At 68.4% G+C, this 21,567-nt stretch carries 21 protein-coding genes and 1 pseudogene; 15 read left to right on the forward strand and 7 right to left on the reverse strand.

Going from position 1 to position 21,567, the window contains the following annotated elements:
• The 5 genes from Q8M88_RS07150 to Q8M88_RS07170 form a co-directional block, all read left to right on the forward strand.
• The coding region (locus Q8M88_RS07150; protein ID WP_305595825.1) for an FAD-binding protein at positions 1–1,152 on the forward strand (1,152 nt) is incomplete at its 5' end.
• Between the two features lie 13 nt (positions 1,153–1,165).
• Complete coding sequence (gene creD / locus Q8M88_RS07155) at positions 1,166–2,563, forward strand: cell envelope integrity protein CreD (protein ID WP_305595827.1); 1,398 nt, start codon at positions 1,166–1,168, stop codon at positions 2,561–2,563.
• Positions 2,563–3,345, forward strand: coding sequence for a succinate dehydrogenase iron-sulfur subunit (locus Q8M88_RS07160; protein ID WP_305595829.1), 783 nt, complete (start codon positions 2,563–2,565; stop codon positions 3,343–3,345). The genes creD and Q8M88_RS07160 overlap by 1 nt, the downstream gene beginning before the upstream one ends.
• A 41-nt stretch (positions 3,346–3,386) precedes the next feature.
• Positions 3,387–4,616, forward strand: coding sequence for an NAD(P)/FAD-dependent oxidoreductase (locus tag Q8M88_RS07165; protein ID WP_305595831.1), 1,230 nt, complete (start codon positions 3,387–3,389; stop codon positions 4,614–4,616).
• A gap of 24 nt (positions 4,617–4,640) precedes the next feature.
• Positions 4,641–4,961, forward strand: a complete 321-nt coding sequence (locus Q8M88_RS07170) for a 2Fe-2S iron-sulfur cluster-binding protein (protein WP_305595833.1) — start codon at positions 4,641–4,643, stop codon at positions 4,959–4,961.
• 1 nt (position 4,962) lies between these two features.
• Here Q8M88_RS07170 and Q8M88_RS07175 read toward each other — a convergent pair whose 3' ends face one another.
• Positions 4,963–7,281 (reverse strand): PAS domain-containing sensor histidine kinase, encoded by a 2,319-nt coding sequence (locus Q8M88_RS07175; RefSeq protein ID WP_305595835.1) that lies wholly within the window; start codon positions 7,279–7,281, stop codon positions 4,963–4,965.
• A 127-nt stretch (positions 7,282–7,408) separates the two neighbouring features.
• Here Q8M88_RS07175 and Q8M88_RS07180 point away from each other — a divergent pair, with 127 nt between their 5' ends.
• From Q8M88_RS07180 to Q8M88_RS07195, 4 genes are all read left to right on the forward strand, one after another.
• Positions 7,409–7,975 (forward strand): hypothetical protein, encoded by a 567-nt coding sequence (locus Q8M88_RS07180; protein WP_305595837.1) that lies wholly within the window; start codon positions 7,409–7,411, stop codon positions 7,973–7,975.
• Entirely contained in the window at positions 7,968–8,375 is a 408-nt protein-coding gene (locus Q8M88_RS07185) for a metallopeptidase family protein (RefSeq protein ID WP_305595839.1), read from the forward strand. Before Q8M88_RS07180 ends, Q8M88_RS07185 begins: the two co-directional genes overlap by 8 nt.
• A gap of 96 nt (positions 8,376–8,471) precedes the next feature.
• Entirely contained in the window at positions 8,472–9,599 is a 1,128-nt protein-coding gene (locus tag Q8M88_RS07190; RefSeq protein WP_305595841.1) for a ferritin-like domain-containing protein, read from the forward strand.
• A 109-nt stretch (positions 9,600–9,708) separates the two neighbouring features.
• Positions 9,709–10,236 carry a lipocalin family protein gene (locus tag Q8M88_RS07195; protein ID WP_305595843.1) on the forward strand — a complete coding sequence of 176 codons (528 nt, stop codon included), beginning with the start codon at positions 9,709–9,711 and terminating at the stop codon, positions 10,234–10,236.
• On the opposite strand, the gene Q8M88_RS07200 is transcribed toward Q8M88_RS07195, so the two are convergent.
• Complete coding sequence (locus tag Q8M88_RS07200; protein WP_305595845.1) at positions 10,191–11,138, reverse strand: acyltransferase; 948 nt, start codon at positions 11,136–11,138, stop codon at positions 10,191–10,193. The two genes, Q8M88_RS07195 and Q8M88_RS07200, sit on opposite strands and share 46 nt — an antisense overlap.
• A gap of 89 nt (positions 11,139–11,227) precedes the next feature.
• Here Q8M88_RS07200 and mmcB point away from each other — a divergent pair, with 89 nt between their 5' ends.
• Positions 11,228–11,683, forward strand: coding sequence for a DNA repair putative endonuclease MmcB (mmcB, locus tag Q8M88_RS07205; protein WP_305595847.1), 456 nt, complete (start codon positions 11,228–11,230; stop codon positions 11,681–11,683).
• 3 nt (positions 11,684–11,686) lie between these two features.
• On the opposite strand, the gene Q8M88_RS07210 is transcribed toward mmcB, so the two are convergent.
• Both Q8M88_RS07210 and Q8M88_RS07215 read right to left on the reverse strand, forming a co-directional pair.
• Positions 11,687–12,244 carry an ActR/PrrA/RegA family redox response regulator transcription factor gene (locus Q8M88_RS07210; protein WP_305595849.1) on the reverse strand — a complete coding sequence of 186 codons (558 nt, stop codon included), beginning with the start codon at positions 12,242–12,244 and terminating at the stop codon, positions 11,687–11,689.
• An 85-nt stretch (positions 12,245–12,329) separates the two neighbouring features.
• Positions 12,330–13,691, reverse strand: coding sequence for an ActS/PrrB/RegB family redox-sensitive histidine kinase (locus Q8M88_RS07215; protein WP_305595851.1), 1,362 nt, complete (start codon positions 13,689–13,691; stop codon positions 12,330–12,332).
• A gap of 91 nt (positions 13,692–13,782) precedes the next feature.
• Here Q8M88_RS07215 and Q8M88_RS07220 point away from each other — a divergent pair, with 91 nt between their 5' ends.
• Genes Q8M88_RS07220 through Q8M88_RS07230 form a run of 3 tightly spaced genes read left to right on the forward strand, consistent with a single transcriptional unit; the run spans position 13,783 to position 16,465 of the window.
• Positions 13,783–14,394 (forward strand): SCO family protein, encoded by a 612-nt coding sequence (locus tag Q8M88_RS07220; RefSeq protein ID WP_305595853.1) that lies wholly within the window; start codon positions 13,783–13,785, stop codon positions 14,392–14,394.
• A gap of 59 nt (positions 14,395–14,453) precedes the next feature.
• Positions 14,454–15,725 (forward strand): polyhydroxyalkanoate depolymerase, encoded by a 1,272-nt coding sequence (locus Q8M88_RS07225; protein ID WP_305595855.1) that lies wholly within the window; start codon positions 14,454–14,456, stop codon positions 15,723–15,725.
• A gap of 11 nt (positions 15,726–15,736) precedes the next feature.
• Positions 15,737–16,465, forward strand: coding sequence for a M48 family metallopeptidase (locus tag Q8M88_RS07230; protein WP_305595857.1), 729 nt, complete (start codon positions 15,737–15,739; stop codon positions 16,463–16,465).
• Positions 16,466–16,474: 9 nt separating this feature from the next.
• Here the strand turns inward: Q8M88_RS07230 and Q8M88_RS07235 are convergent, their stop codons facing one another.
• The 3 genes from Q8M88_RS07235 to Q8M88_RS07245 all read right to left on the reverse strand — a co-directional run bounded on the left by Q8M88_RS07235 (position 16,475) and on the right by Q8M88_RS07245 (position 20,146).
• Positions 16,475–18,445: a transglycosylase domain-containing protein gene (locus Q8M88_RS07235; RefSeq protein WP_305595859.1), complete on the reverse strand. Its 1,971-nt coding sequence runs from the start codon at positions 18,443–18,445 to the stop codon at positions 16,475–16,477.
• Between the two features lie 182 nt (positions 18,446–18,627).
• Positions 18,628–19,461 carry a hypothetical protein gene (locus Q8M88_RS07240; RefSeq protein WP_305595861.1) on the reverse strand — a complete coding sequence of 278 codons (834 nt, stop codon included), beginning with the start codon at positions 19,459–19,461 and terminating at the stop codon, positions 18,628–18,630.
• Positions 19,439–20,146, reverse strand: a complete 708-nt coding sequence (locus tag Q8M88_RS07245) for a hypothetical protein (RefSeq protein ID WP_305595863.1) — start codon at positions 20,144–20,146, stop codon at positions 19,439–19,441. Before Q8M88_RS07245 ends, Q8M88_RS07240 begins: the two co-directional genes overlap by 23 nt.
• 482 nt (positions 20,147–20,628) lie before the next feature.
• On the opposite strand from Q8M88_RS07245, the gene Q8M88_RS07250 reads away from it, so the two are divergent.
• Together Q8M88_RS07250 and Q8M88_RS07255 are read left to right on the forward strand one after the other, a co-directional pair.
• A complete protein-coding gene (locus Q8M88_RS07250) occupies positions 20,629–21,183 on the forward strand; it encodes a F0F1 ATP synthase subunit delta (protein ID WP_305595865.1) in 555 nt (184 codons plus the stop codon).
• 5 nt (positions 21,184–21,188) lie between these two features.
• A pseudogene (locus Q8M88_RS07255) lies at positions 21,189–21,567 on the forward strand (F0F1 ATP synthase subunit alpha); the annotation flags it as partial.

The following is a 21,567-nucleotide window of genomic DNA, read 5'->3' on the forward strand; positions in this document are numbered from 1 at the left end:
TCGGCGACCAGCGCCCACACCTGCACCGGCGACGGCAACGCCATGGTGTTGCGCGCCGGCCTGCCGCTGCAGGACATGGAGTTCGTGCAGTTCCACCCGACCGGCATCTACGGCTCGGGCTGCCTGATCACCGAGGGCGCCCGCGGCGAGGGCGGCTACCTGACCAATTCCGAGGGCGAGCGGTTCATGGAGCGCTACGCGCCGACCGTGAAGGACCTTGCGCCGCGCGACATGGTCAGCCGGGCGATGACGCTGGAGATTCGCGAGGGGCGCGGCGTCGGCCCGAACAAGGACCACATCCACCTGCACCTCGACCACCTCGACCCGAAGATCCTGGCTCAGCGCCTGCCCGGCATCTCGGAGAGCGCCAAGATCTTCGCCGGCGTCGATGTGACCAAGGAGCCGATCCCGGTGCTGCCGACGGTGCACTACAACATGGGCGGCATCCCCACGAACTTCTTCTCCGAGGTGGTGACCCGCGTGGGCGAGGATCCCGACCGCGTCGTGCCTGGCCTGATGGCCGTAGGCGAGGCGGCCTGCGTCTCCGTGCACGGAGCCAACCGGCTGGGCTCGAACTCGCTGATCGACCTGGTGGTGTTCGGCCGCTCGGCCGCCCTGCGCGCCGCCGAGGTGATCAAGGCCGGGGCCTCGCAGCCGGAGCTCAAGCCGGAGATGACCGCCTCGCACCTGGAACGCTTCGACCGGCTGCGGCATGCTAACGGCGGCTCGCCGACCGCCGAGCTGCGGCTCGACATGCAGCGCGCCATGCAGGAGGAGGCCGCGGTGTTCCGCACCGGCGAGACCCTGCAGACCGGCGTCGAGCGCCTGCAGAAGGTTCATGACCGCCGCGCCGACATCAAGGTCACCGACCGTGGGATGATCTGGAACACCGACCTGGTGGAGACGCTGGAGTTCGACAACCTGGTCGGCCAGGCGATCGTCACTGTCCACGGCGCGGTGAACCGCACCGAGAGCCGCGGCGCCCACGCGCGGGAAGATTTCTCCGACCGCGACGACGCCGAATGGATGAAGCACACGCTGACCTGGTTCGACGACGCCAGCGGCGCGGTGGCGATCGACTATCGCCCGGTGCATTCCTTCACCATGACCGACGACATCGAATACATCCCGCCCAAGGCGCGGGTGTACTGAACACGCCCGAAGAATGACCGCCGAGCGCACCGCCGCCGCCGTCTCAGCCTGGGTCCCTGGACGTTCCATGGGGCTGAAGCTGCTGCTCGTCTGCGGTCTGGCGTTGCTGATGAGCATCCCGGCGCTGTTCGTGTTCGCCCTGCTCAGCGATCGGACCAACCGGGCGGAGGAAGTGGTCCGCGACGTGGGCGGCTTGGTCGGCGGCCAGCAGACGTTCCTGGGCCCGGTGCTCGCCGTTCCCTACGCCGCACCGCCGCTCGAGAAGGGCCAGCCGCCGGCCGCCGGCGTGTTCGTGATCTTCCCGACCCAGGGCGACGCCAAGGTCACCGCCCATTCCGAGCTGCGCCGTCGCTCGCTGTTCGAGGTGCCGGTCTACCAGGCCGACATCGCCTTCGACGCGGCGTTCGACCTGACCGGGGCGGCCGGCCAGGCGCCGCTCGGCGCTGTGCTGGACTGGAATCGCGCGGAATTCCTGGTCGGCGCGTCCGACGCCCGGGGCGCCAAGGCTGATGTGACCCTGCAGGCCGCCGGGCGCAGCCTGCCCATGTCGCCGGCATCGGTTCTTTCGGAGAGCGCGCTGAACGCGCCCGAGCAGAAGTCGCGCTCCGTGCAGGATCGCGGCCTGAGGTTCTTCGGCGCCAGCGCCGCTGGCGTCGCCGCGCCAGACGCGAAGTTCAACGCCTCGGCCAAGCTGAAATTCACCGGCGCCGAGCGGCTGGCGATCCTGGCGTTCGGCAAGACCACCACCCTGGACGCCAAGGGCGACTGGCCGCACCCCAGCTTCGACGGCGGCTTCCTGCCAGAGAAGCGCCAGGTGGCGGCCGACGGGTTCACCGCGCACTGGAGCGTGCCCTTCATCGCCCGCGGCGTACCCGCCCAGGGGACATCGGACGCGCTGACCCGGCTTGGGCCGACCGCCCTGGGCGTCTCCTTCGTCGAGCCGGCGGATCCCTACCAGTCGGTGGCCCGCTCGCTGAAGTACGCCCTGATGTTCGTGGGCCTGGTGTTCCTGGCCTTCTTCCTGTTCGAGACCGCCCAGGGTAAGCGCGTGCACCCCGCGCAATATGTGCTGATCGGCCTGGCCCAGATCGTCTTCTATCTGCTGCTGCTGTCGATCGCCGAGCATCTGGGCTTCGACGGCGCGTTCATCATCGCCGCCAGCGCCACGGTGGGCTTGATCTCGCTGTACGCCGGCTGGGTGTTCGAGAGCCGCCGCCAGGGCGTCATCGCATTGGCGGCGTTCTCGCTGCTCTACGCGCTGATCTATGTGCTGATGCGCCTGGAGGACCTGGCGCTGCTGGTCGGCGCGCTCGCCAGTTTCGCGGCCATCGCCGCGGTCATGTATTTCACCCGACGGATCGACTGGTACGGTGCGGCTCAGCCCCCGGCCAGAGTGAAGGAAAGCGTCTGATGGTCGAATTCGCTCTGCCCAAGAACTCCAAGGTCGGCAAGGGACGCCACCACCCCGCGCCCTCCGGCGCCAAGCGAGTGAAGACCTTCAAGGTCTACCGCTACGATCCGGAGGAGTCGCAGAACCCCCGCTGGGACACCTACGACGTCGACGTCGACGCCTGCGGGCCGATGGTCCTGGACGTGCTTATCCATATCAAGAACACCATGGACACCACGCTGGCGTTCCGGCGCTCGTGCCGCGAAGGCGTGTGCGGGTCGTGCGCCATGAACATCGCCGGGCGCAATACGCTCGCCTGCACCCACGGCTGGGAGGAATGTCCCGGCAAGGACGTGGCGATCAGTCCGCTGCCGCACATGCCGGTGGTCAAGGATCTGGTCCCCGACCTGACGCTGTTCTACGCCCAGTACGCCTCCATCGAACCCTGGCTGCACACCGAGACGCCGGAGCCGGAGAAGGAATGGATCCAGACGCCGCAGGACCGCGAGAAGCTGGACGGCCTGTACGAATGCATCCTCTGCGCCTGCTGCTCGACGTCGTGCCCCAGCTACTGGTGGAACGGCGACAAGTATCTCGGCCCAGCCACCCTGCTGCACGCCTATCGCTGGCTGATCGACAGCCGCGACGAGGCGACGGGCGAGCGGCTGGATGCGCTCGAGGACCCCTTCAAGCTCTATCGCTGCCACACGATCATGAATTGCGCCCAGGTGTGTCCCAAGGGACTGAACCCCGCCAAGGCGATCGCCGAGGTCAAGAAGATGCTGGTCGACCGGGTCGTCTGAGCCGCCGAACGGCGACACATACCCCCCTGGAGAGATAGCTGATGAGTGACACCGGAGCGCACGTCGTGATCCTGGGCGGGGGCCACGCCGGGGGGACTGCTGCGGCGCTGCTGCGCGCCTACGGCCACGCCGGTCCGATCACTCTGGTCGGCGAAGAGCCCATTCCACCTTATCAGCGGCCGCCCCTGTCCAAGGCCTGGCTGAAAGGCGAGGCCGACGCCGATTCGCTCGCCCTGAAGCCCCTGGAATTCTACGCCGAGTCCGACATCGATTTCCGACCCAGCGTCTCCGCTGTGGAGCTGTCGCGCGGATCGAAGACGGTGAAGCTGTCGGACGGAAGCACCCTGAACTACGACGTCCTGATCATCGCCACGGGCGCACGCGCCATCGCTTTGCCCGTGGCCGGGGCGGAGCTTGGCGGCGTGCTGTTCCTGCGCACCGCCGCCGACGCCGAGGGTCTGAAGGCGGCGCTCGGGCCCGGCAAGCGGATGGCGGTGGTGGGCGGCGGCTACATCGGACTGGAGGCCGCGGCCTCCGGGCGCGCCCTGGGCGCCGACGTGGTGGTGATCGAGCGCGAGGCGCGCCTGCTGGCCCGCGTCGCCGACCCGGTGCTCTCCGACTTCTTCAAGGCCTACCACGAGAGCCGGGGCGTCGAGTTCATCCTCGGCGCCAGCGTCACCGGCTTCACCGGCGAGGCGGGCAAGGTGACCGGCGTCACGCTGACCGACGGACGCACGATCGCCTGCGACGTGGCGCTGGTCGGCGTCGGCGCGGCGCCGAACGACGAGATCGCCCGCGACTCCGGCCTCGAGTGCGCGCGCGGCGTCGTCGTCGACCTGGAGGCCCGCACCTCAGACGCCTCGATCTATGCGATCGGCGACGTCGCCCACCGTCCGCTGCCGCTGTACGACCGGATGTTCCGGCTGGAGAGCGTGCCCAACGCCCTGGAGCAGGCCAAGCAGGCCGCGTCCTCGATCACCGGACGGCCCGCGCCCGCGCCGGAGACCCCGTGGTTCTGGTCGGATCAGTATGATCTGAAGCTGCAGATCGCCGGCATGGCGTTCGACGCCGACCGCATCCTGGTGCGCGGCGATGTCGCTGCCGCGAAGTTCGCGGTGTTCCATCTGAAGGGCGATCAGGTGCAGGCGGTCGAGGCCGTCAACGCGCCGCCGGAATTCATGGCCGGCCGCCAACTCATCCAGAACCGCAAGCCGGTGTCGCCCGCGAAGCTTGCCGACAGCACAATTTCCATGAAAGAGGTCGCCGCCTGAGTTCGGGCGCCAAACAAGGTCGACATGCCTCGCATCACCTACATCCAGCACGACGGCGCCGAGCAGGTGGTGGACGTCAAATCCGGACTCTCGGTCATGGAGGGCGCGGTCAAGTCGAACATTCCAAACATCGACGCCGACTGCGGCGGCGCCTGCGCCTGCGCGACCTGCCACGTCTATGTGGACGCGGATTGGATCGCCAAGGTCGGCCCGGCCTCGCCGATGGAAGCCTCGATGCTGGATTTCGCCGACAACGTGGCGGACAACAGCCGCCTGTCCTGCCAGATCAAGGTGCGCGACGAACTGGATGGACTGATCGTCCGCCTGCCGGAAAGCCAGACCTGACCTAGAATTCCAGCTCCGGGTGCGCCGCGGCGGCCTGGGCTTCTTCGGGAAGGTGGCAGGTGAACGCCGCGCCCGCGCCCGGTTCGCTCTCCAGCGCCACCCAGCCGCCGTGCAGCTCGGTGAGAGCCTTCACCAGCGCCAACCCCAGGCCCGGCCCGCCGCGCTCGCGTCCGACGAAGCGGTCGAAGATGTGCGCCTGCACGTGGAACGGGATGCCGCGCCCGGTGTCCGCCACCTGAAGCTGGATCTCGCCCAGGGTGCGGCGGCCGGAGATGGTCACCTTGCCGCCAGGCGGCGTCTGGCGCACAGCGTTCTCCACCAGATGGTCGAGGATCTGGCCCAGCCGGCGCGCGTCGCCGCGGATCAAGCCAATGTCGTCCTTGTATTCGACCAGCATCGTCACCTCCCCGCTGACCGCTTCCGTGGACCAGCGGTTGGCGGCCTCATCCAGCAGTTCGCCGACCCGCACGTCCTCCAGGTCCAGGGCCATCTCGTCGGCGTCGATCTGGGCCATGTCGAGCACATCGTCGATCGAACGCGCGAGCTGGGTGGCGGCGGTGCGCACCGCGGCGGCGTGGCTGCGGCCCCGTTCCGACAGGTTTTCGCCCGACCGTTCCAGCAGTTCCGAATAGCCGATGATGGTGGTGAGCGGCGTGCGCAACTCGTAGGAGACGTTGCCGACGAAGTCGCGTTTCAGTCGCTCGGCGTCGGCCAGTGCGGAGGACCGCGCGGCCAGCGCGCTCTCCAGCCGCTTGGCGTCGGTGACGTCGGTGAAGGCGATCAAGGTCGCCCCGTCCGGCAGCGGCCGGGACTGATACATGACGATGCGCGAGTCCGAGGTCTTCACCTCGCCCGAGACCGGCGCGCGGGCCTCGGGGTCCGGGTCGGCGACGCGGCCTTTCAGGTCACGCCAGAACTGCAGGTCGTGCAGCCTGGGCACGCAGAGCTCGACGACCCCCTCGAAGTCGCCGGCCAAGTCGAGTTGGGCGGCGGTGACGTTCCAGAACCGCTCGAACGCCTCGTTGTGCAGCCGCAGCCGGCCGTCCGAGCCGAACACCGCGACGGCGTCGTTCAGCTTGTCGAGGGTCGCCTGCTGGACCTGGATCTGGGCGTTGTACTGCGCCTTGAGCTTCAACTCGTCGGTGATGTCGGAGAACAGCAGCAGCAGGCCGCCCATCGGGTGCGGCTGGCGCACAACGCGCAGGGTGCGCCCGTCGGGCAGGCTCCACAGGTCGTCCGCAGCGATGTCGAGGGCCTCGTAGCGACCCAGCTCCTGGGCCTTCCAGCGGCCATAGTCGGCGGTCTCCGGCAGGCGTCGACGCTGGCGCAGCCGGTCCAGGACCTCGCCGTGCGTCGGGCGTTCGGCGAGCCAGGCCGGCTCCAGCCCCCACAGCTCCGCAAACGCGGTGTTGTGGAAGGTCAGCCGCTTGTCCTGGTTGAAGATCGCCACCGCGTCGGCGATGTGGTTCAGGGTTTCGTCATGGGCCGCGGCGTGGCGCTTGATCGCCTCGCGCAGCTCCTCGGTCTCGGTGGTGTCCTCGGTCCAGACGCCGACGCCGCCGCCCTCCAGCGGCTGGGCGGTGATGTGGAAGGCGCGGCGGCGGCCGTCGAGGGTCGCCCAACGCACGCTGTCACGCACCCGTCCGAGGTTGGCGGCTTCGCTGGCCAGAGCGTCGGCGGCCTTGTCGAAACTTGCGCCGGCCGCCGCGGCCTCATCCAGACTGTCGTGACCGACCGCCTTCAGCCAGGCGTCGTTGACCCAGATCGGCGATCCGTCGGCGGCGGCGAGCCAGGCCGGCGTCGGGCGGCTGTCCAGCAGGGCGGCGAAGCGCGGCGCTGTCGGCAGGCCGGAATCATCCCCGCTCACCGCCGACAGCCGCAGCCAGGCCAGCGCGCCGGCCGCGCGGCCCTCCACCGAGACCACCCCGCCCGACCCGCGGACCTCGAAGGCGCAGGGCTCGCCACGTTCGAACAGCGCCCGAAGCCGGCGCGCGTGGTCGGGGTCGGCGCGCATCAGCGCATTGACCAGTGTCTGGGGGTCGGGGGCCGTCAGGCCCAGGGCCGTCGCGCAGATCGCCAGGCTTTCGCGGCCGGAGGCCAGCATGGCGTGACCTTCCTCGACCGCCAGCAGGGCGGAATCGAAGGCTTCGGCCGACGCCTGGGCGGCTTCGGCGCGCGCCTCGAGAGCGCCCAGCCGGTCCTGCAGCATGGCTGCTCGCGCCAGCCCCACGCGCCGTTGAGCCACGGTCCAGAGGATCACGCAGATCACCAGCGAGGCCGCGCCCGCGGCGGCCAGCAGGATCAGATCGGTTTGACTCATCGAGGTTCCATCGACGCGCGCCCGGGTCGACAAGCGAATCAGTCTGCGACGAACATAGGCTGAGCCTCGCACCCTCGCACGTGCGACGCGTTTCCGTTATCGCCGCTTTTCGGCGATGATCGGCTTGATGACAGCGATACTTTATCCGGTGGCCGCGAATGGCGAGGCGGCGTTGGCGGCGCCGCGCGGCCGTGCGGCGCGCGAAAGCCAGGCCCGCAGCCTGGCCGGCCGCGACGTCGCCTTCACCACCGAGGCCGTGGGCCCGGCCTTCGCCACGCGTGAGGCGGCGCTGGACGCCTACGGACCCAGGCTGGAGGACGCGACCCCCAGCCTTGCGGCCGAGGACCGGTTCTGCCGCCTGGCCGAAACTGTTGCCCCGGCTCAGCGCACCGAACTGGCTCCGGTCAGCCCGGCCAACAGCGACGGCCGCCGCTGGCCGGCGGCGAAGCCCGCACCGCGCACCGTCTGGCGATTGCAGGTCTCCTACTGGCGGATGGCCGGTGATCGGGTCGCCGAAGCGCCCCAGGCGCGGCGCGCGCGGCGCAGCGGAGAAGCCTCCGCCTTGCCGCCCGAGACCCTACGCGCCATGGCCGACCAGCCGTTGCGCCCTTTCAAGCCACAGCAGGCGCTGGACATCGGCCTGTTCGAGGTCCGCCTGCCCGAAGCGCCGCATATCGTGGTGCCGGATGAGTGAACCGACAGGCGGCCTGGCGCCCTCGCTGGACGATCTCGCGGCGATGGCCGAGACCGCGTTCGCCGCCCTGCCGGGCGAGTTCCGCGCCATGGTCGGCGACGTGGTGTTCCGCGTTGATGACTTCGCCGCCGCCGAGGTGCTGGATGAGCTGGAGATTGACGATCCGTTCGAGCTGACCGGACTCTATCAGGGCGTCGATCTGATGCGCCAGTCGGTGCTGGACCCGGCCCCGGCCGGTGCGATGATCTTCCTTTATCGCCGCCCGATCCTCGACGAATGGGTCGAACGGGGCGACGTCGCTTTGCAGGATCTGGTGGCCCATGTGCTGGTGCACGAGATCGGCCATCACTTCGGCCTGTCCGACGACGACATCGACCGGATAGAGGCCGCGCCCGCCTAGGTAAGGTGACGGGGCCGTCATTTTATTGACCTTCCGGGCCTATCGGCTCACCCTTGGCCCAATAATAAAATAGAGATCAGCGACGGGAGAAGCGCGATGGCCGGGAGCGACATCACCAAGGACCTGATCTACGATTCCGTGGCGCCGGACGACTTTGAGTCCATGCTGGAGCTTGATCGCTACAACGATCGCTCGAACGCCTTCGACAAGATCATCGCCGCGACCCACGACCATTTCTGGAATCCGCTGGACCCGAAATACATCGACTTCTCCACGCCGTTCGACATGGAGAACGAGATGCTGGTGCCCGAGGAGATGATCGCCTCGATGCAGACGACCTATGTGTCGGAGGCCTTGAGCGACTGGAAGACCCGGGTGCGGTTCGTCAACCAATCGGTGCTGCGTTCGTTCTCCTCGATCCTGCACGGCGAGCAGGGAGCGCTGAACCTGTCGGCCTCGCTCTGCCATGTGCTGAAGGATCAGGGCGCCCAGGAATACGCCGCCAACCAGACGCGGGAGGAAGCGCGCCACGTCACCGCCTTCGCCCTCTACATCAAGGCCCGTTGGGGCCGCCCTGTCGCCTGCGGCCCGGCGCTGAAGGACCTGTTGGTCGAGATCATCGGCGCACCGCAGGTCTACAAGAAGATCGTCGGCATGCAGATGCTGGTCGAGGGCCTGGCCATGGGCGCCTTCGCCACCTTCTACGCCAACATCCGCGATCCCCTGGGCAAGCGGCTGCTGCAACTGGTGATGACCGACGAGGCCTTCCACCACAAATTCGGGAAGATCTGGGCCGAGCGCACCATCCCCCACCTGACCGCCGAGGAACACGCGACCATCGAGGACTGGGCCGCGCACTGTTTCCAGACACTGCTGTTCAACCTGGTCGCGCCGACCCAGCAGCTCGACCTCTATGCGGCGTTCGGCCTCGACGCCGACCGGGTGATCGCCGAGATGGCGCAGATCATGACCGACGACCAGCGCCGCGAGACCATGCGCGAGCAGACCAACATCTTCCGGGTGCTGGTGAAGACCCTGCTGAAAGCCGGCGTGATCACCGAGCGGACGCGGGCCTTCTACGCCACCTACGTCGACCTCGATGAACTGCACCGCGAGGGCGACCAGATGGTGGGCGACGACATCGCCGCCGAGGGCGTGCGCTATTTGCGCGCGATCAACTTCCGCGGCCGCCCCGCCAACGACGGGCTGATCGCCGCGGAATAGCCGAATTCTGCGGGCACCTCGTTCGCGCCGGCGCATGATGGCCGAGCCCGTCCGAGTTACCCTGGCGCGTTCAGTCGCCGTTCAGCCGCTCCGGTGCATCCCCGCTCCCATGACCTTCAAGCCCCTCAGATCACTGGCCGTCGCGGCTGTCGCCCTGTGCGGACAAGCCTTCGCCGCGGCGCCGCAGCCGACCGCCCGCGTCGACCTCAGCAAGATGATGGGCCGCTGGTACGAGGTCGCGCGCCTGCCCAACAAGACCCAGCGCGGCTGCCAGGCCGGAACGGTCGACTGGGTCCGCTCCGCCGACGGATTCTCCGTGCTGCAGACCTGCCGCAAGGGCTCGCTGGCCGCGCCCAAGACGGAGTGGAAGGCCAAGGCCAAGCTGCTCGACGCCAGCACCAACGCCAAGTTCAAGATGAGCTTCTTCGGCGGCATGATCAGCCAGGAGTACTGGGTGATCGACAACCGACCAGAGCAAGGCTGGCTGCTGTTGGGCACGCCGGGCGGCAACTACCTGTGGCTGATGTCGCGGCGACCCGCGCTAGGCGCCCAGGCCAAGGCCGAGGCGCTCAGCCGCATCCGCCAGCTCGGCTACGACGTCGGCCGGCTGGAGCTGCCGCTGCCCGCCCGCGACTGAGCCACCCTGGACTTGAGGCCCAGCGCCGGCTTCTCCACGAGGAACCAGGACGCCGCGGCGAACGGCAAGGTGGCGGCCATCGCGCTGGCGAAGTTCAGCATGCCGTAGTGCGCCAGCGCCTGCTGCAGCGGAAAGGCGTAGATGTAGACGCCGTAGCTCAGGTCCGCCGGCAACTTGCCCGGCCGCACGACGCCGATCACCGCCAGCGGCAGCACGACGGGGCCTGCGACAGGAAAAGCCGCCCAGGCCGCGAGCCCCAGCCAGAGCGGCGGCTTCGCGCGATAGAGCCACAGCAGAGAGCCAGCGCAGAACAGATAGCCGTTGCGCGCCGCCAGGAAGGCGATCCGGCTCGCGGCCTCGTCGCCCCAGGCCGGGATGAACAGCGGGATGGCCAGGAACGCGGCTGCGCCGAGCCCTGCGCCGATCGCAACCGCCGTGCGGTTCGCCCGCACCAGCATCAGCGCCAGGTAACAGGTGAACTCCAGGCGCAGCGTCCACAGCACCCCGTTGACGGCATGCGGGAAGGGATTGTCGGCGAACACGCCTGGCAGATCGTAGGTCACTGGATAGAGCAGGGCGTTGCGCAGCACGTAGAGCCAGGTCTGCGGAAGACTCCAGTAGGACGGCTCCAGGGTGAGCAGGCTGCAGCCGATCACCGTCACCACCAGCGAGGCGATCAGTCCCGGCTCTATGCGCAGCAGGCGCTTGAGGAGATAACCCCGCGCGTCGCGCTGGTAGCTGCCGGTGACCAGATAGCCGCTGATCACGAAGAACACGCTGACGCCCAGCGCCCCGAAATCCTCGATCCCCGGCGCCGCCATGGCCGGAAGTCCAGCCAGTGGGAAGCAATGGCTGAACACCACCGCGCTCGCCGCCAGCAATCGCAGGAGGTCGAAATTCATATCTGGGCGGGTAGCACGACGCGCCGGTGGGCGGTGAGTTTTCCTCTCGAGCTTGCATCGGGAACGAAAGCCGAACAGGATCGGCGGCGATGGACGCTTCCGCCGCCCTGATCGCCACGCGACCGGAGACCACCCAGGCGGTGACGCGGGGCGCCGCGCGCCTGTTGGCGGCGCTGGACTACGCGCCGCTGGCGGAGGTCACGCTGCCGAACGGGCGGCGCGCCGACCTGATGGCGGTCTCGCGCAAGGGCCATCTGTTCATCGTCGAGGTGAAGTCGAGCCTGGAGGATTTCCGCACCGACCTGAAGTGGGGCGAGTACCTGCCCTATTGCGACGCCTTCGCCTTCGCGGTCGCGCCGGAGTTTCCGCGCCACATCCTGCCAGAGGAGCCCGGCCTGATCGTCGCCGACGGGTTTGGCGGCGCGGTGTTGCGCGAGGCCCCGCTGGTTCCGCTGGCGGGCGCACGGCGCAAGGCGCTGACGTTGGCCTTCGCCAGGCTCGCCGCGCTCAGGGCCAGCGGCTCGCCGGCGACTCTGCTAGAGTAGTCCTCAGCGGGGCGCCCGTTTGGCCAGGATGCGTTGCAGGGTGCGGCGGTGCATGTTCAGCCGCCGCGCGGTCTCCGAGACGTTGTGGCCGCACAGCTCATAGACCCGCTGGATATGTTCCCAGCGAACCCGGTCGGCGCTCATCGGGTTTTCGGGCGGCGCGGGGTTCTCGTCCGGATGGGCCAGCAGCGCCCGGGCTACGTCGTCGGCGTCGGCAGGCTTGGAGAGATAGTCAACCGCACCGGCTTTCACCGCCGCCACCGCCGTCGCGATGTTGCCGTAGCCGGTGAGCATGATGATCTTGGCGTCTGGCCTGGCCTCGCGCACCGCCTCCACCACGCTCAGGCCGGAACCGTCGTCCAGCCGCATGTCCAGCACCGCATAGGCCGGCGGCTTGGACTTCACCGCCGCAACCGCCTCGGAGACGCTGCCGACCAGGACGGGCTCGAAGCCGCGCTGTTCCAGCGCCCGCCCCAGCCGGGTTCGCAACGGTGCGTCGTCGTCCAGCACCAGGAGCGACTTGTCGGCGAGAGCGGCGATGGCGGCGGAGATATCGGTCATGATGCAACCCAAGAGCGCAGCGAGCCAACGGGAAGGTGCGGCATCATGTCGCTGAGCCGACGCGTTCCGCAAGCCATGAACGTGTTCATCGGCCGCCGACCTCGATCTTTGTTCGTGGCCAGCGGGCGGAAACCACAGCCCCGTGCGGCCGGCCGTTCTGGAACGCGACGACGGCGCCGGTGCGCTCGAGCAGCGTCTTGGCGATGAAGAAGCCCAGGCCCATGCCGATGTGACCGGTGCGCGAGCCTTCCGCGCCCGGCCGCGTGGTCACGTAAGGCTCGCCCAGCTTGGCCAGCACCTCGGCCGAGAACCCGGGCCCGTCGTCACGGACTTCCATCGACACGCCCTCGGCGTCGAAGCGTGCGGTGACCAGCACCTCGGAGCTGGCGAAATCCACCGCGTTCTCGACGAAGGAGGTGAGCGCGTGGAGGATCTCCGGCATCCGCCAGATGTCCGGCGCCTTCACGCCCGCCGCGCCGGTGACGATCGCCTCCACCCGAACGCCCTTCGCGCCGGCATGCGGCTCAATCACCTCATGTACGAGTTGGCGCAGGCTCATGCGTTCATGCACCTCGTCGCTGGCGTCGGGGGTCTCGGTCAGGCGCCGCAGGATCTCGCGGCAGCGGTCGGCCTGGGCGACGAGCAGGTCGGCGTCTTCCTTCACGGAGGCGGTTGGCGCTTCGCGGCCGAGCTCCTTGGCGACGATGGCGATGGTGGCCAGGGGCGTGCCGAGCTCGTGGGCCGCCGCCGCCGCCAGGGCGCCCAGGGCCGACAGCCGCTGCTCGCGCGCCAGCACCGCCTGGGTGACGTCGAGCGCCAGCGCCATCCGCGTCGACTCCTCGGCCGCCTGGCGTACGCAGCCGGCGATCAGGGCGACGCCAGCGACGTTGGCCACAGCCGCCAGGGCGCGGTGGCTCAACGCCACCTGCGCCGCGCCATGCGGCCACAGCAAAAGCGCCAGCAGCACCGACGCCACGCAGGCCAGCGCGCCCAGCACCAGCACCGGCGTGCGCGGCAGGGTCGCGGCGCCTAGCGTCACCGGAGCGATCAGCAGCAGGACGAACGGGTTCACCACCCCGCCGGTGAAGAACACCAGGGCGGCGATCTGCACGATGTCGAGCGACAGATGGGCGGTGGCCTCCCAGACGCTGCACACCCGCTGGCCCGGCGAGGAGACGCCGGTCAGGATGTTGATCCACAGGGTGGCGCCGATCACCGCGGCGCACAGAGGGTAGGGGGCCTCGAAGCCCGTCGCCCACCCTGCCGCCAGCGCCAGGCTCTCCAGCCCGATCAGCAGCCAGCGCAGGGTGACGACGGTGCGCAACCGCAAACGGCCGTCACCTCCGCCGCCCGAGCGCCAGTCCGGCTCGGCTTGCGCAGCCTCCGGGCCGGGCCTATCGAGGCCGGCGGCTGGTCTGGGGGCGGCGGATGTCCCGATGCTGGCCATCACTGGCGAGGATCGCCCGTAACGCTCGTCCTGACGAGCCCTAAAGGGCGTGTCGGCCACCGGCGACGCGGTAGATGAAGGAACATGGGGTTTGAAGCGTCGCGTTCTCTGGATCATCGCCGGCTGTGTCGTGGTCGCAGTCGCGCTCGCCGCCGTGTTCGGCGCGCGTGTCGCTGGCCGACCGGAGGCGGCCGAGGTGATCGGCGGCCCGTTCCAGCTGGTCGATCAATCCGGCCGCTCGGTGGACGAGAGCCTGCTCAAGGGCCAGTGGAATGCGGTGTTCTTCGGCTTCACCCACTGCCCGGACGTCTGCCCGACGACGCTCTATGGCCTCGCCCAGACCCAGGAGCAGTTGGGGCGCCGGGCGCGCGATTTCCGGGTGGTGCTGATCAGCGTCGACCCGGTGCGCGACACGCCTGAGCAGATGGCCCTCTACCTGTCCAACCCGGCATTTCCGAAGGGCGCGGTCGGCCTGACAGGCACGCCGGCGCAGGTCGCGTCCGTCGCCAAGGCCTACCGTGTCTATCACCAGGAAAGCACCCATGCGGACGGCCACATGCAGATGGACCACTCCACGGTGACCTATCTGATGAACCCGAAAGGTCGCTTCGTGTGCGCCCTGCCCACGGGACTGACGCCGGAACAGACAGCCGAGCGCGTCAGCAAGGCGATGCGTCAGGGACCCGCGGCGCGGAACTGTTGAACGCTGGACTCCGTTAACCGGCTTCCGCATATGCTGCGTTGCACAAAGTTGATGGCGCCATGCTCTATACGCTCTACGAAGCCGGCTACTACGCCAGCACGCCGTTTCGCTTCGCGACGCGGCTGACCCGGGACTTCTGGGGCTCGCCGCTGAACCCTGCGCGCGACACCGATATCGGGCGTCGCATCTTCGCCTCTTCCGACCTGATCGCGAACCTCACCCGGCGCTACGGCAAGCCGGAATGGGGCATTGAGACCGTGGAGATCAACGGGGTCTCGGTGCGGGTTCGTCCGACGGTGGTCTGGACCAGTCCCTGGTGCCGCCTGGTCCACTTCTCGCGCGACGTGTCGGACCTGCGGCGCGCCGGCCGCACCGAACTCGATCCGCCGCTGCTGATCACCGCGCCGATGTCCGGCCACTACGCGACCCTGTTGCGGGGCACCGCCCAGGCGTTCCTGCAGGACCACGAGGTGTTCATCACCGACTGGATCAACGCCCGCGACGTGCCGGTGCTGGAAGGACGCTTCGAATTCGCCGACTACGTCGACCACGTCCGCGACATGCTCCGCGTGCTGGGCCCGCGTCCACATGTGGTCGCGGTCTGCCAGCCGGGACCTGCGGTGCTGGCCGCCGCCGCCCTGATGGCCGAGGACAATGAACCCTCGCGCCCGGCGACCGTGACCATCATGGGCTCGCCAATCGACGCGCGGCTGTCGCCCACGGTGACCAACCAGCTCGCCGAGGAACGGCCCTTCGCCTGGTTCAAGTCGAACATGATCTACACCGTGCCCGCTCCGTATCCGGGCATGGGCCGGCGGGTCTATCCGGGCTTCGTGCAGCTGTTCAGCTTCATGTCGATGAACGCCGAACGCCACCAGGAAGCCCACTGGCGCTACCTTCAGCAGCTGATGGACGGCGACGGCGACTCCGTCGAGAGCCATCTGGCGTTCTATGACGAGTACCTGTCGGTGCTCGACCTCACCGAGGAGTTCTACCTCCAGACGGTGGACATCGTCTTCCAGCGGCACCTGCTGCCTAAGGGCGAGCTCATGCATCGTGGGCGCCTGGTGCGCTGCGACGCCATCCGTGACATCGGCCTGCTCACCGTCGAAGGCGAGAACGACGACATCTCCGGCATCGGCCAGACCCAGGCCGCGCACACCCTCTGCTCGAACCTGCCTGACGACATGAAGATGGACTACGTCCAGCCGAAGGTCGGCCACTACGGCGTGTTCAATGGCCGCCGCTTCAACGAAGAGATCTATCCCCGCGTGCGCGACTTCGTGCGCCGCGGCGAAAAGGGCTTCGACAGGCGCGAAGAGGCCGCCTAACTCTGTAGGCGATGTTTCGGACAGCGCGCGGATTCGCCGACGGCGATCGACTGCAGGTGGACGGCGCGACCGTTCGACTGAGCGTCAATCCGCGCGCGCGGCGCGTCTCGCTGCGGCTGGATCGCCGTGGCGGCGAAGTGATCGCCGTGGCGCCGTCCCAGCGCCTGCTGCCGGCCGCCGTCGCCTTCGCCCGTGAGCGCGGCGACTGGATCGTCGAACGTCTCGCGGAATTCCCCAAAACGACGCCGCTGGTTCCCGGCGCGATGCTGTCGGTGTTCGGCGAGCCGGTGAGGTTGGAGCAGAGCCAGGGCCGCGCGCGGTGGCTGCCGGCCAACGCCGACGCCCCCGCCCGCATCGCCGCCATGGGCGAAGGCGAAGGCTACACCCGCGCCGTAGTGCGCCAGTTGAAGCGCCGCGCCCTGGAGGTCCTCAGCGAGCGTACGGCGGTGCATTGCGCCGCTCTGGCGAGGCCCACGCCCGACATCGCGGTGATGGACGCGCGTTCGCGATGGGGCTCGTGCACCCCCGGGCCCAGGCCGAAGATCCGCTACTCCTGGCGCCTGGCGATGGCCCCGCTCGCGGTGGCCGACTATGTGGCGGCCCACGAGTGCGCCCACCTGCTTGAGGCCAACCACGGTCCGCGGTTCTGGGGTCACGTGCAGAGCCTGGTCGGCGACCACCGGCCGCATCGCGCCTGGCTCCGCGCCCAGGGCGCCTGGCTTCACGGAGTCGGCGGCTAGCGGCGCGCCCTAGAACGGCGCGGCCTCGTGTTCCGGTTGGATCGGGAGCGGGACGTACTCTTCCGGCGTGGCTGCGCCGTCGCCGGCGATCAGGTCGCCGATGGGATCGTTCTCGACGGGGGGCGGGGCGATCACGCCGCCAGGGATCGGCTGGGTGCGCAGCTTGGGCAGGGCCGCGGCCATAAAGTCGTGCCACATCCCGGCAGGCGCTCCGCCGCCGGTGACCTTGCGCATCGACTTGTTGTCGTCGCGTCCGACCCACACCGCGGTGACGAAGCCGCCGGTATAGCCGACGAACCAGGCGTCCCGATAATCGCTGGTGGTGCCGGTCTTGCCGGCCAGGTCGAAGCCGGCGACCCGGGCGCGCGTGCCGGTGCCGCCGCTCACCACCTGGCGCAGCATCTGGTTCATGTACTGCAGCGCCGGCGAGCCGATCACGGTGCGCCGCTCGGGCTTTTCCACGCTGTGATCATAGAGCACGCGCCCCGCCGTCGTGCGGATGCGTTCGACACCGTAGCCTTTGGCAAAGAAGCCGCCGTTGGCGAATGGCGCATAGGCCTGGGCCATCTCCATGGGGCTCACTTCGACCGCGCCCAGCGCCATTGAGGGGTCGAGCTGGATGCGCGAGGTGATGCCGAGGCGCCTTGCCGTGGCCGCCACATTGCCGGTGCCGACCTCGTTGGCGAGTCTGGCGGCCACGGTGTTGATCGACTGGGCGAGCGCGGTCTGCAGGGTGATCGGGCCGAGGTAGCGGCCCGTGTAGTTCTTCGGCTCCCAGTTGCCGATCTTGATCGGCTCGTCGGCGACCGGCGTTTGCGGCGTGCGGCCCTGCTCCATGGCGGTCAGGTAGACGAACGGCTTGAACGACGAACCCGCCTGGCGTCTTGCCATGGTCGCGCGGTCGAACTGGCTCCGGGCGTAGGACGCGCCGCCGACATAGGCGCGCACCCGCCCTTCGCCGTCCAGCGCCACCAGGGCGGCCTGTTCGACGCGCTCGTTCTTGGCGGCGGCGACGCCCTTGCGGATCGCGTCCTCCGCCGCGGCCTGCAGCGGCAGGTCCAGCGTGGTCTCCACCACCAGGTCCTCGGTGGGCTCGCCCACCAGGGCGCGGACCTGGTCGTCCACCCAGTCGGTGAAATATTGCGCGCGCTGGTTCGCCAGCACCGGGTTCACCCGCACCGGCGTCTTGAACGCCTCGGCCTTCTCCGCCTCGGTGATCGCGCCCGAACGCACCATTTCGCCCAGCACCACGGTGGCGCGCTGTTCGGCCCGCTCGGTCGCCGAAACCGGGCTATAGCGCGACGGCCCCTTCATCATCCCGGCCAACAACGCCGCCTCGCCAAGGGTGAGCTGGGATGCGGGCTTGCCGAAGTAACGCTGTGATGCGGCCTCGATGCCGTAGGCGCCGGCGCCGAAATAGACCCGGTTGAGATAGAGGGAGAGGATTTCCTTCTTGGAGAACTTGGCCTCCAGCCACACCGCCAGGATCAGCTCCTGCGCCTTGCGGCGATAGGTCTGGGCGGGCGTCAGGAACAGGTTGCGCGCCAACTGCTGGGTGATCGTCGAGCCGCCGCGCAGGGGCCCGCCCTTGTGCGTCACATTGTAGATCTGGCTGCGCGCGATGCCCCAGGGATTGAAGCCGATGTGCCAGTAGAACCAACGGTCCTCGATGGCGATGAAGGCCTTGGGGACATAGGACGGCAGCTTGTCGAGATCGACCGGCGGCGCGTACTGGCTGCCGCGCACCGCGACCATCGCGCCCGAGCGGTCAAGGTAGGAGATCGAGGGCTGGCGCTTGACGTCATAGAGCTTGGACGTGTCGGGCAGGTCGACGGCGAACACCGCGAGGAAGCCGACCGCGAAGATCAGCCCCCAGACGCCTAGCACCATGGTCCAGTAGACCAGCGCGCCCAGGGGACCGCGGCCGCGGGGAGGCGCAGGCGGGGGCCGCCGTCCGCCGGGCGACTGAGCATTCGCCATCTGTCGTTCTTACCCGTCTTAAACGAATTGGCCGCCCCGCCGCGGCCGGCTTTTAGCCGAAGCGCACCACGCGCGCGACAAGATTGACGAGAGATGAACGGCGGATATACGGCTGGCGCGGCGCTCCGCTGGAACGTGAGGCTGCCTCAGCACACGCGCGGGTCTTTTCGGCGACGGAGCCGTCAGTGCGGGAGTTGCGAACCCGTGCTGACGGGAAGGTGCACTGTGTAGCGACCCATGCGCCGTGTCAGCGGATAGGCTTGTGACATCGCGCCGATCACCGCCGGACTATAGCGCTGTTCGAAGGCAACGTCGCCGTGAGCGCCCTCCGTCACGAAGAACGCGAATTTCTTGTCGCGCACCATTCGAACGAAGCCGCGCTCGTCATACCGGCCCGCGCGTGCAAGCTCGGTGAAAATGAACGTTTCCCACTGCATGGCCTTGCCGTTCCTGAGCAGGAGAACCGTGTCGTCCGAAATGATGGGAGCCTTGGCATGGCGGACCATCTCAGACAGATGCGCAACTTCCTTCGCCTGGCGATCATCCGGCGCCAGCGTGGGAATCGTGGGATCGAGCAGCACCAGCGGCTGTAAAGCAATGGCGATCGGCGAAAGCCAGACTGCAGCCCACTGCACGGGCTGTCGGACCGCAGACCGTCGAAAGGCGATGGCTGCGGCTTGATTGAGACCCAGGCCCGCGAACATGCCGACGGTGATCATCCACTCGTTCGTATAGTTGATGTTGGCCCCGGACTTGCCGCCGAGGACAACCGTCGCTGTCGCCAGCAGGGCGTAAGCCAGCGCAATGACCAGACGTTGCGCGGCCACGTCCGTGGAGATGCGCGTTCGCAGGTCCCGGAGGCTCGTCGAGCCGGCTTGAGACCGCACCAGTGCAGCAACAGCACAGATCTGCGCGGTGATGGCGAGCGCGACGTAGCCTAGATGAATGAGCAGTATCGGCGCGAACAGACGCCAAGCGTCAACCCACTCGAAGTTATTGATATTGTACAGAAACAAATGGAGAATCACACCGCCGCGCGTGACGCTTGCGAGGGCCGCGAGGATGGTTCCGCCGACGATCACCGCGGTTGCGAGGCCAGCCAGGGCGGAGGCGCGGGCGCAGGACGAGCAGAACGGAGAAGACGGCGGCCGGCGCCGCGACGGCCGTTTGTTTGGTGTAGAGCGCGGCGACGAAGCACAGGGCGGCCCAGTGGATCAGGCGCGGCCGGGTGACGGCGGCGAAAGCCAGACAGAGCCCGCCCAGGCTGAACGCATGGGCCACCATGTCCACCCGCATCAAGTGTGACCAGGCTGCGATCGGCCAGATGCTGAACACGATCAGGCCCGCCGCGAGCCCGCAGGTCAGCTTCGGGCCGAAGCGGCTACCAGGCGTGAGCATCCCCGTCGCGAGCCCGGTCAGGCCGCCCATCACGATCGTGGCGACGACCGACACCGCACGACCCGTGGCGAGTTCGTCGGCGCCCGCCAGGCGAGCTGCGGCCGCGACAATGAGGTGGTAAAGCGGCGGGTACTCGAACACGACGGCCGGAAATCCGTCGATCGGGCCATAGGCGCGGCCTTGGCAGATCATCCGCATCTGCTGCCAGATGACGCCTTCACTGTAGTCGATCCCACCCGGGTAGGCGACGGCGCGCCCCGCCGCGACGAGAAACAGCCCGAACCGCCACGCCAACATGGTCAAGCAGACCGCCAGACTTGCGAGGGCGAGGAAACGCAGGGCCGCTGCGGGAGTTGGGAGAGCCAAAGAAGTCGGTGACGTCGTCATCTTCAGCCCTGGAGAAACATCGCGATCGCACGCTCGGCGAAGGATCCGATGCGCGGTCGCGCGCCCCGGTCGATTGCGAGATCTCGACGCCGCACCCCTGTCACTGCGCAAGGTTTGTGGGCAAGCTGTAGCAGTCCGGGATTAAATAACTGAGAGCGCCGATAGGCCGCCGTGCCGGAAATGCGTGTGTTCAAGCAGGCGCCAGACCCTCAATAGCCGTCATGCCGGCCCGCTTGGTTGCGGCGCCACACATCGCGTGTTATCAGGCGCGCGGCTTCGGGCCAGTGGGCTTTCGGGTTCCGCGGCTCGGTTTGCTTTATTCGAGCGCTTTCAAGCCTTTAGACCACTGCGAAGCTCCTTCGCCGTGGCCAACGATACGCACCGGGCGGACATTTCAAGTGGCGGACGATTCCAAGGACTCGAATGTGGGCGGGCGATACGCCCAGGCCCTGTTCGACCTCGCGAAGGATGAGAAGAACCTGGCGGCCGTCGAGGCCGACCTGAAGTCGCTGAAGGCGGCGCTCGCGGAGAGCCGCGACCTGCGCCTGCTGCTGGCCTCTCCGTCTTTCGGTCTGGAAGACAAAGGTCGTGGTCTGGTGGCGATCGCCGACAAGGCGAAGTTCAACCCGACAACGCGCAAATTCCTCGGCCTGCTGGCCGCCAACGGCCGCGCCCGCGCGCTGGCCGCGGTGATCACCGCGTTCGAAGCGCTCACCGCCGAACAGCGCGGCAGCGTCTCGGCCCAGGTCACCACCGCCCTGCCGCTCAGCGCCGCCCAGAGCAAAGGCGTCGCCGCCGCGCTCCGTCAGGCGCTCGGCAAAGACCCTGAAATCGAGACCCGCGTCGATCCGTCCATCCTGGGCGGCATCAAGGTGCGGGTCGGCTCCCGTCTGTTCGACGCTTCACTTCGTTCGAAGCTCGACTCCCTGAAGTTCGCCCTCAAGAGAGCGTAAGACCTATGGACATCCGCGCCGCCGAGATTTCGGCCATCCTCAAGTCGCAGATCGCCAACTTCGGCGAAGAAGCAGACGTATCCGACGTAGGCTCGGTGTTGTCGGTCGGCGACGGCATCGCCCGTGTGTTCGGCCTCGACAACGTCCAGGCCGGCGAAATGGTGGAATTCCCCAAGGCCGGGGTGAAGGGCATGGCCCTGAACCTGGAACGCGACAACGTCGGCGTCGTGATCTTCGGCGAAGACCGCGAGATCAAGGAAGGCGACGAGGTCCGCCGCCTGTCCGAGATCGTGGACGTGCCGGTCGGCCGTGGCCTGCTGGGCCGCGTCGTCAACCCGCTGGGCGAGCCGATCGACGGCAAGGGTCCGATCACCAACGTGGCCG

This window comes from Phenylobacterium sp. (genome assembly GCF_030693805.1).
In the GTDB taxonomy this organism is placed as follows: Bacteria; Pseudomonadota; Alphaproteobacteria; order Caulobacterales; family Caulobacteraceae; genus Phenylobacterium.

Bases quoted from the DNA above. Each gene is read 5' to 3' on its own strand.
- creD (WP_305595827.1), top strand. From the start codon at position 1,166: ATGACCGCCGAGCGCACCGCCGCCGCCGTCTCAGCCTGGGTCCCTGGA.
- Q8M88_RS07160 (WP_305595829.1), top strand. From the start codon at position 2,563: ATGGTCGAATTCGCTCTGCCCAAGAACTCCAAGGTCGGCAAGGGACGC.
- Q8M88_RS07165 (WP_305595831.1), top strand. From the start codon at position 3,387: ATGAGTGACACCGGAGCGCACGTCGTGATCCTGGGCGGGGGCCACGCC.
- Q8M88_RS07170 (WP_305595833.1), top strand. From the start codon at position 4,641: ATGCCTCGCATCACCTACATCCAGCACGACGGCGCCGAGCAGGTGGTG.
- Q8M88_RS07175 (WP_305595835.1), bottom strand. From the start codon at position 7,281: ATGAGTCAAACCGATCTGATCCTGCTGGCCGCCGCGGGCGCGGCCTCG.
- Q8M88_RS07180 (WP_305595837.1), top strand. From the start codon at position 7,409: ATGACAGCGATACTTTATCCGGTGGCCGCGAATGGCGAGGCGGCGTTG.
- Q8M88_RS07185 (WP_305595839.1), top strand. From the start codon at position 7,968: ATGAGTGAACCGACAGGCGGCCTGGCGCCCTCGCTGGACGATCTCGCG.
- Q8M88_RS07190 (WP_305595841.1), top strand. From the start codon at position 8,472: ATGGCCGGGAGCGACATCACCAAGGACCTGATCTACGATTCCGTGGCG.
- Q8M88_RS07195 (WP_305595843.1), top strand. From the start codon at position 9,709: ATGACCTTCAAGCCCCTCAGATCACTGGCCGTCGCGGCTGTCGCCCTG.
- Q8M88_RS07200 (WP_305595845.1), bottom strand. From the start codon at position 11,138: ATGAATTTCGACCTCCTGCGATTGCTGGCGGCGAGCGCGGTGGTGTTC.
- mmcB (WP_305595847.1), top strand. From the start codon at position 11,228: ATGGACGCTTCCGCCGCCCTGATCGCCACGCGACCGGAGACCACCCAG.
- Q8M88_RS07210 (WP_305595849.1), bottom strand. From the start codon at position 12,244: ATGACCGATATCTCCGCCGCCATCGCCGCTCTCGCCGACAAGTCGCTC.
- Q8M88_RS07215 (WP_305595851.1), bottom strand. From the start codon at position 13,691: ATGGCCAGCATCGGGACATCCGCCGCCCCCAGACCAGCCGCCGGCCTC.
- Q8M88_RS07225 (WP_305595855.1), top strand. From the start codon at position 14,454: ATGCTCTATACGCTCTACGAAGCCGGCTACTACGCCAGCACGCCGTTT.
- Q8M88_RS07230 (WP_305595857.1), top strand. From the start codon at position 15,737: ATGTTTCGGACAGCGCGCGGATTCGCCGACGGCGATCGACTGCAGGTG.
- Q8M88_RS07235 (WP_305595859.1), bottom strand. From the start codon at position 18,445: ATGGCGAATGCTCAGTCGCCCGGCGGACGGCGGCCCCCGCCTGCGCCT.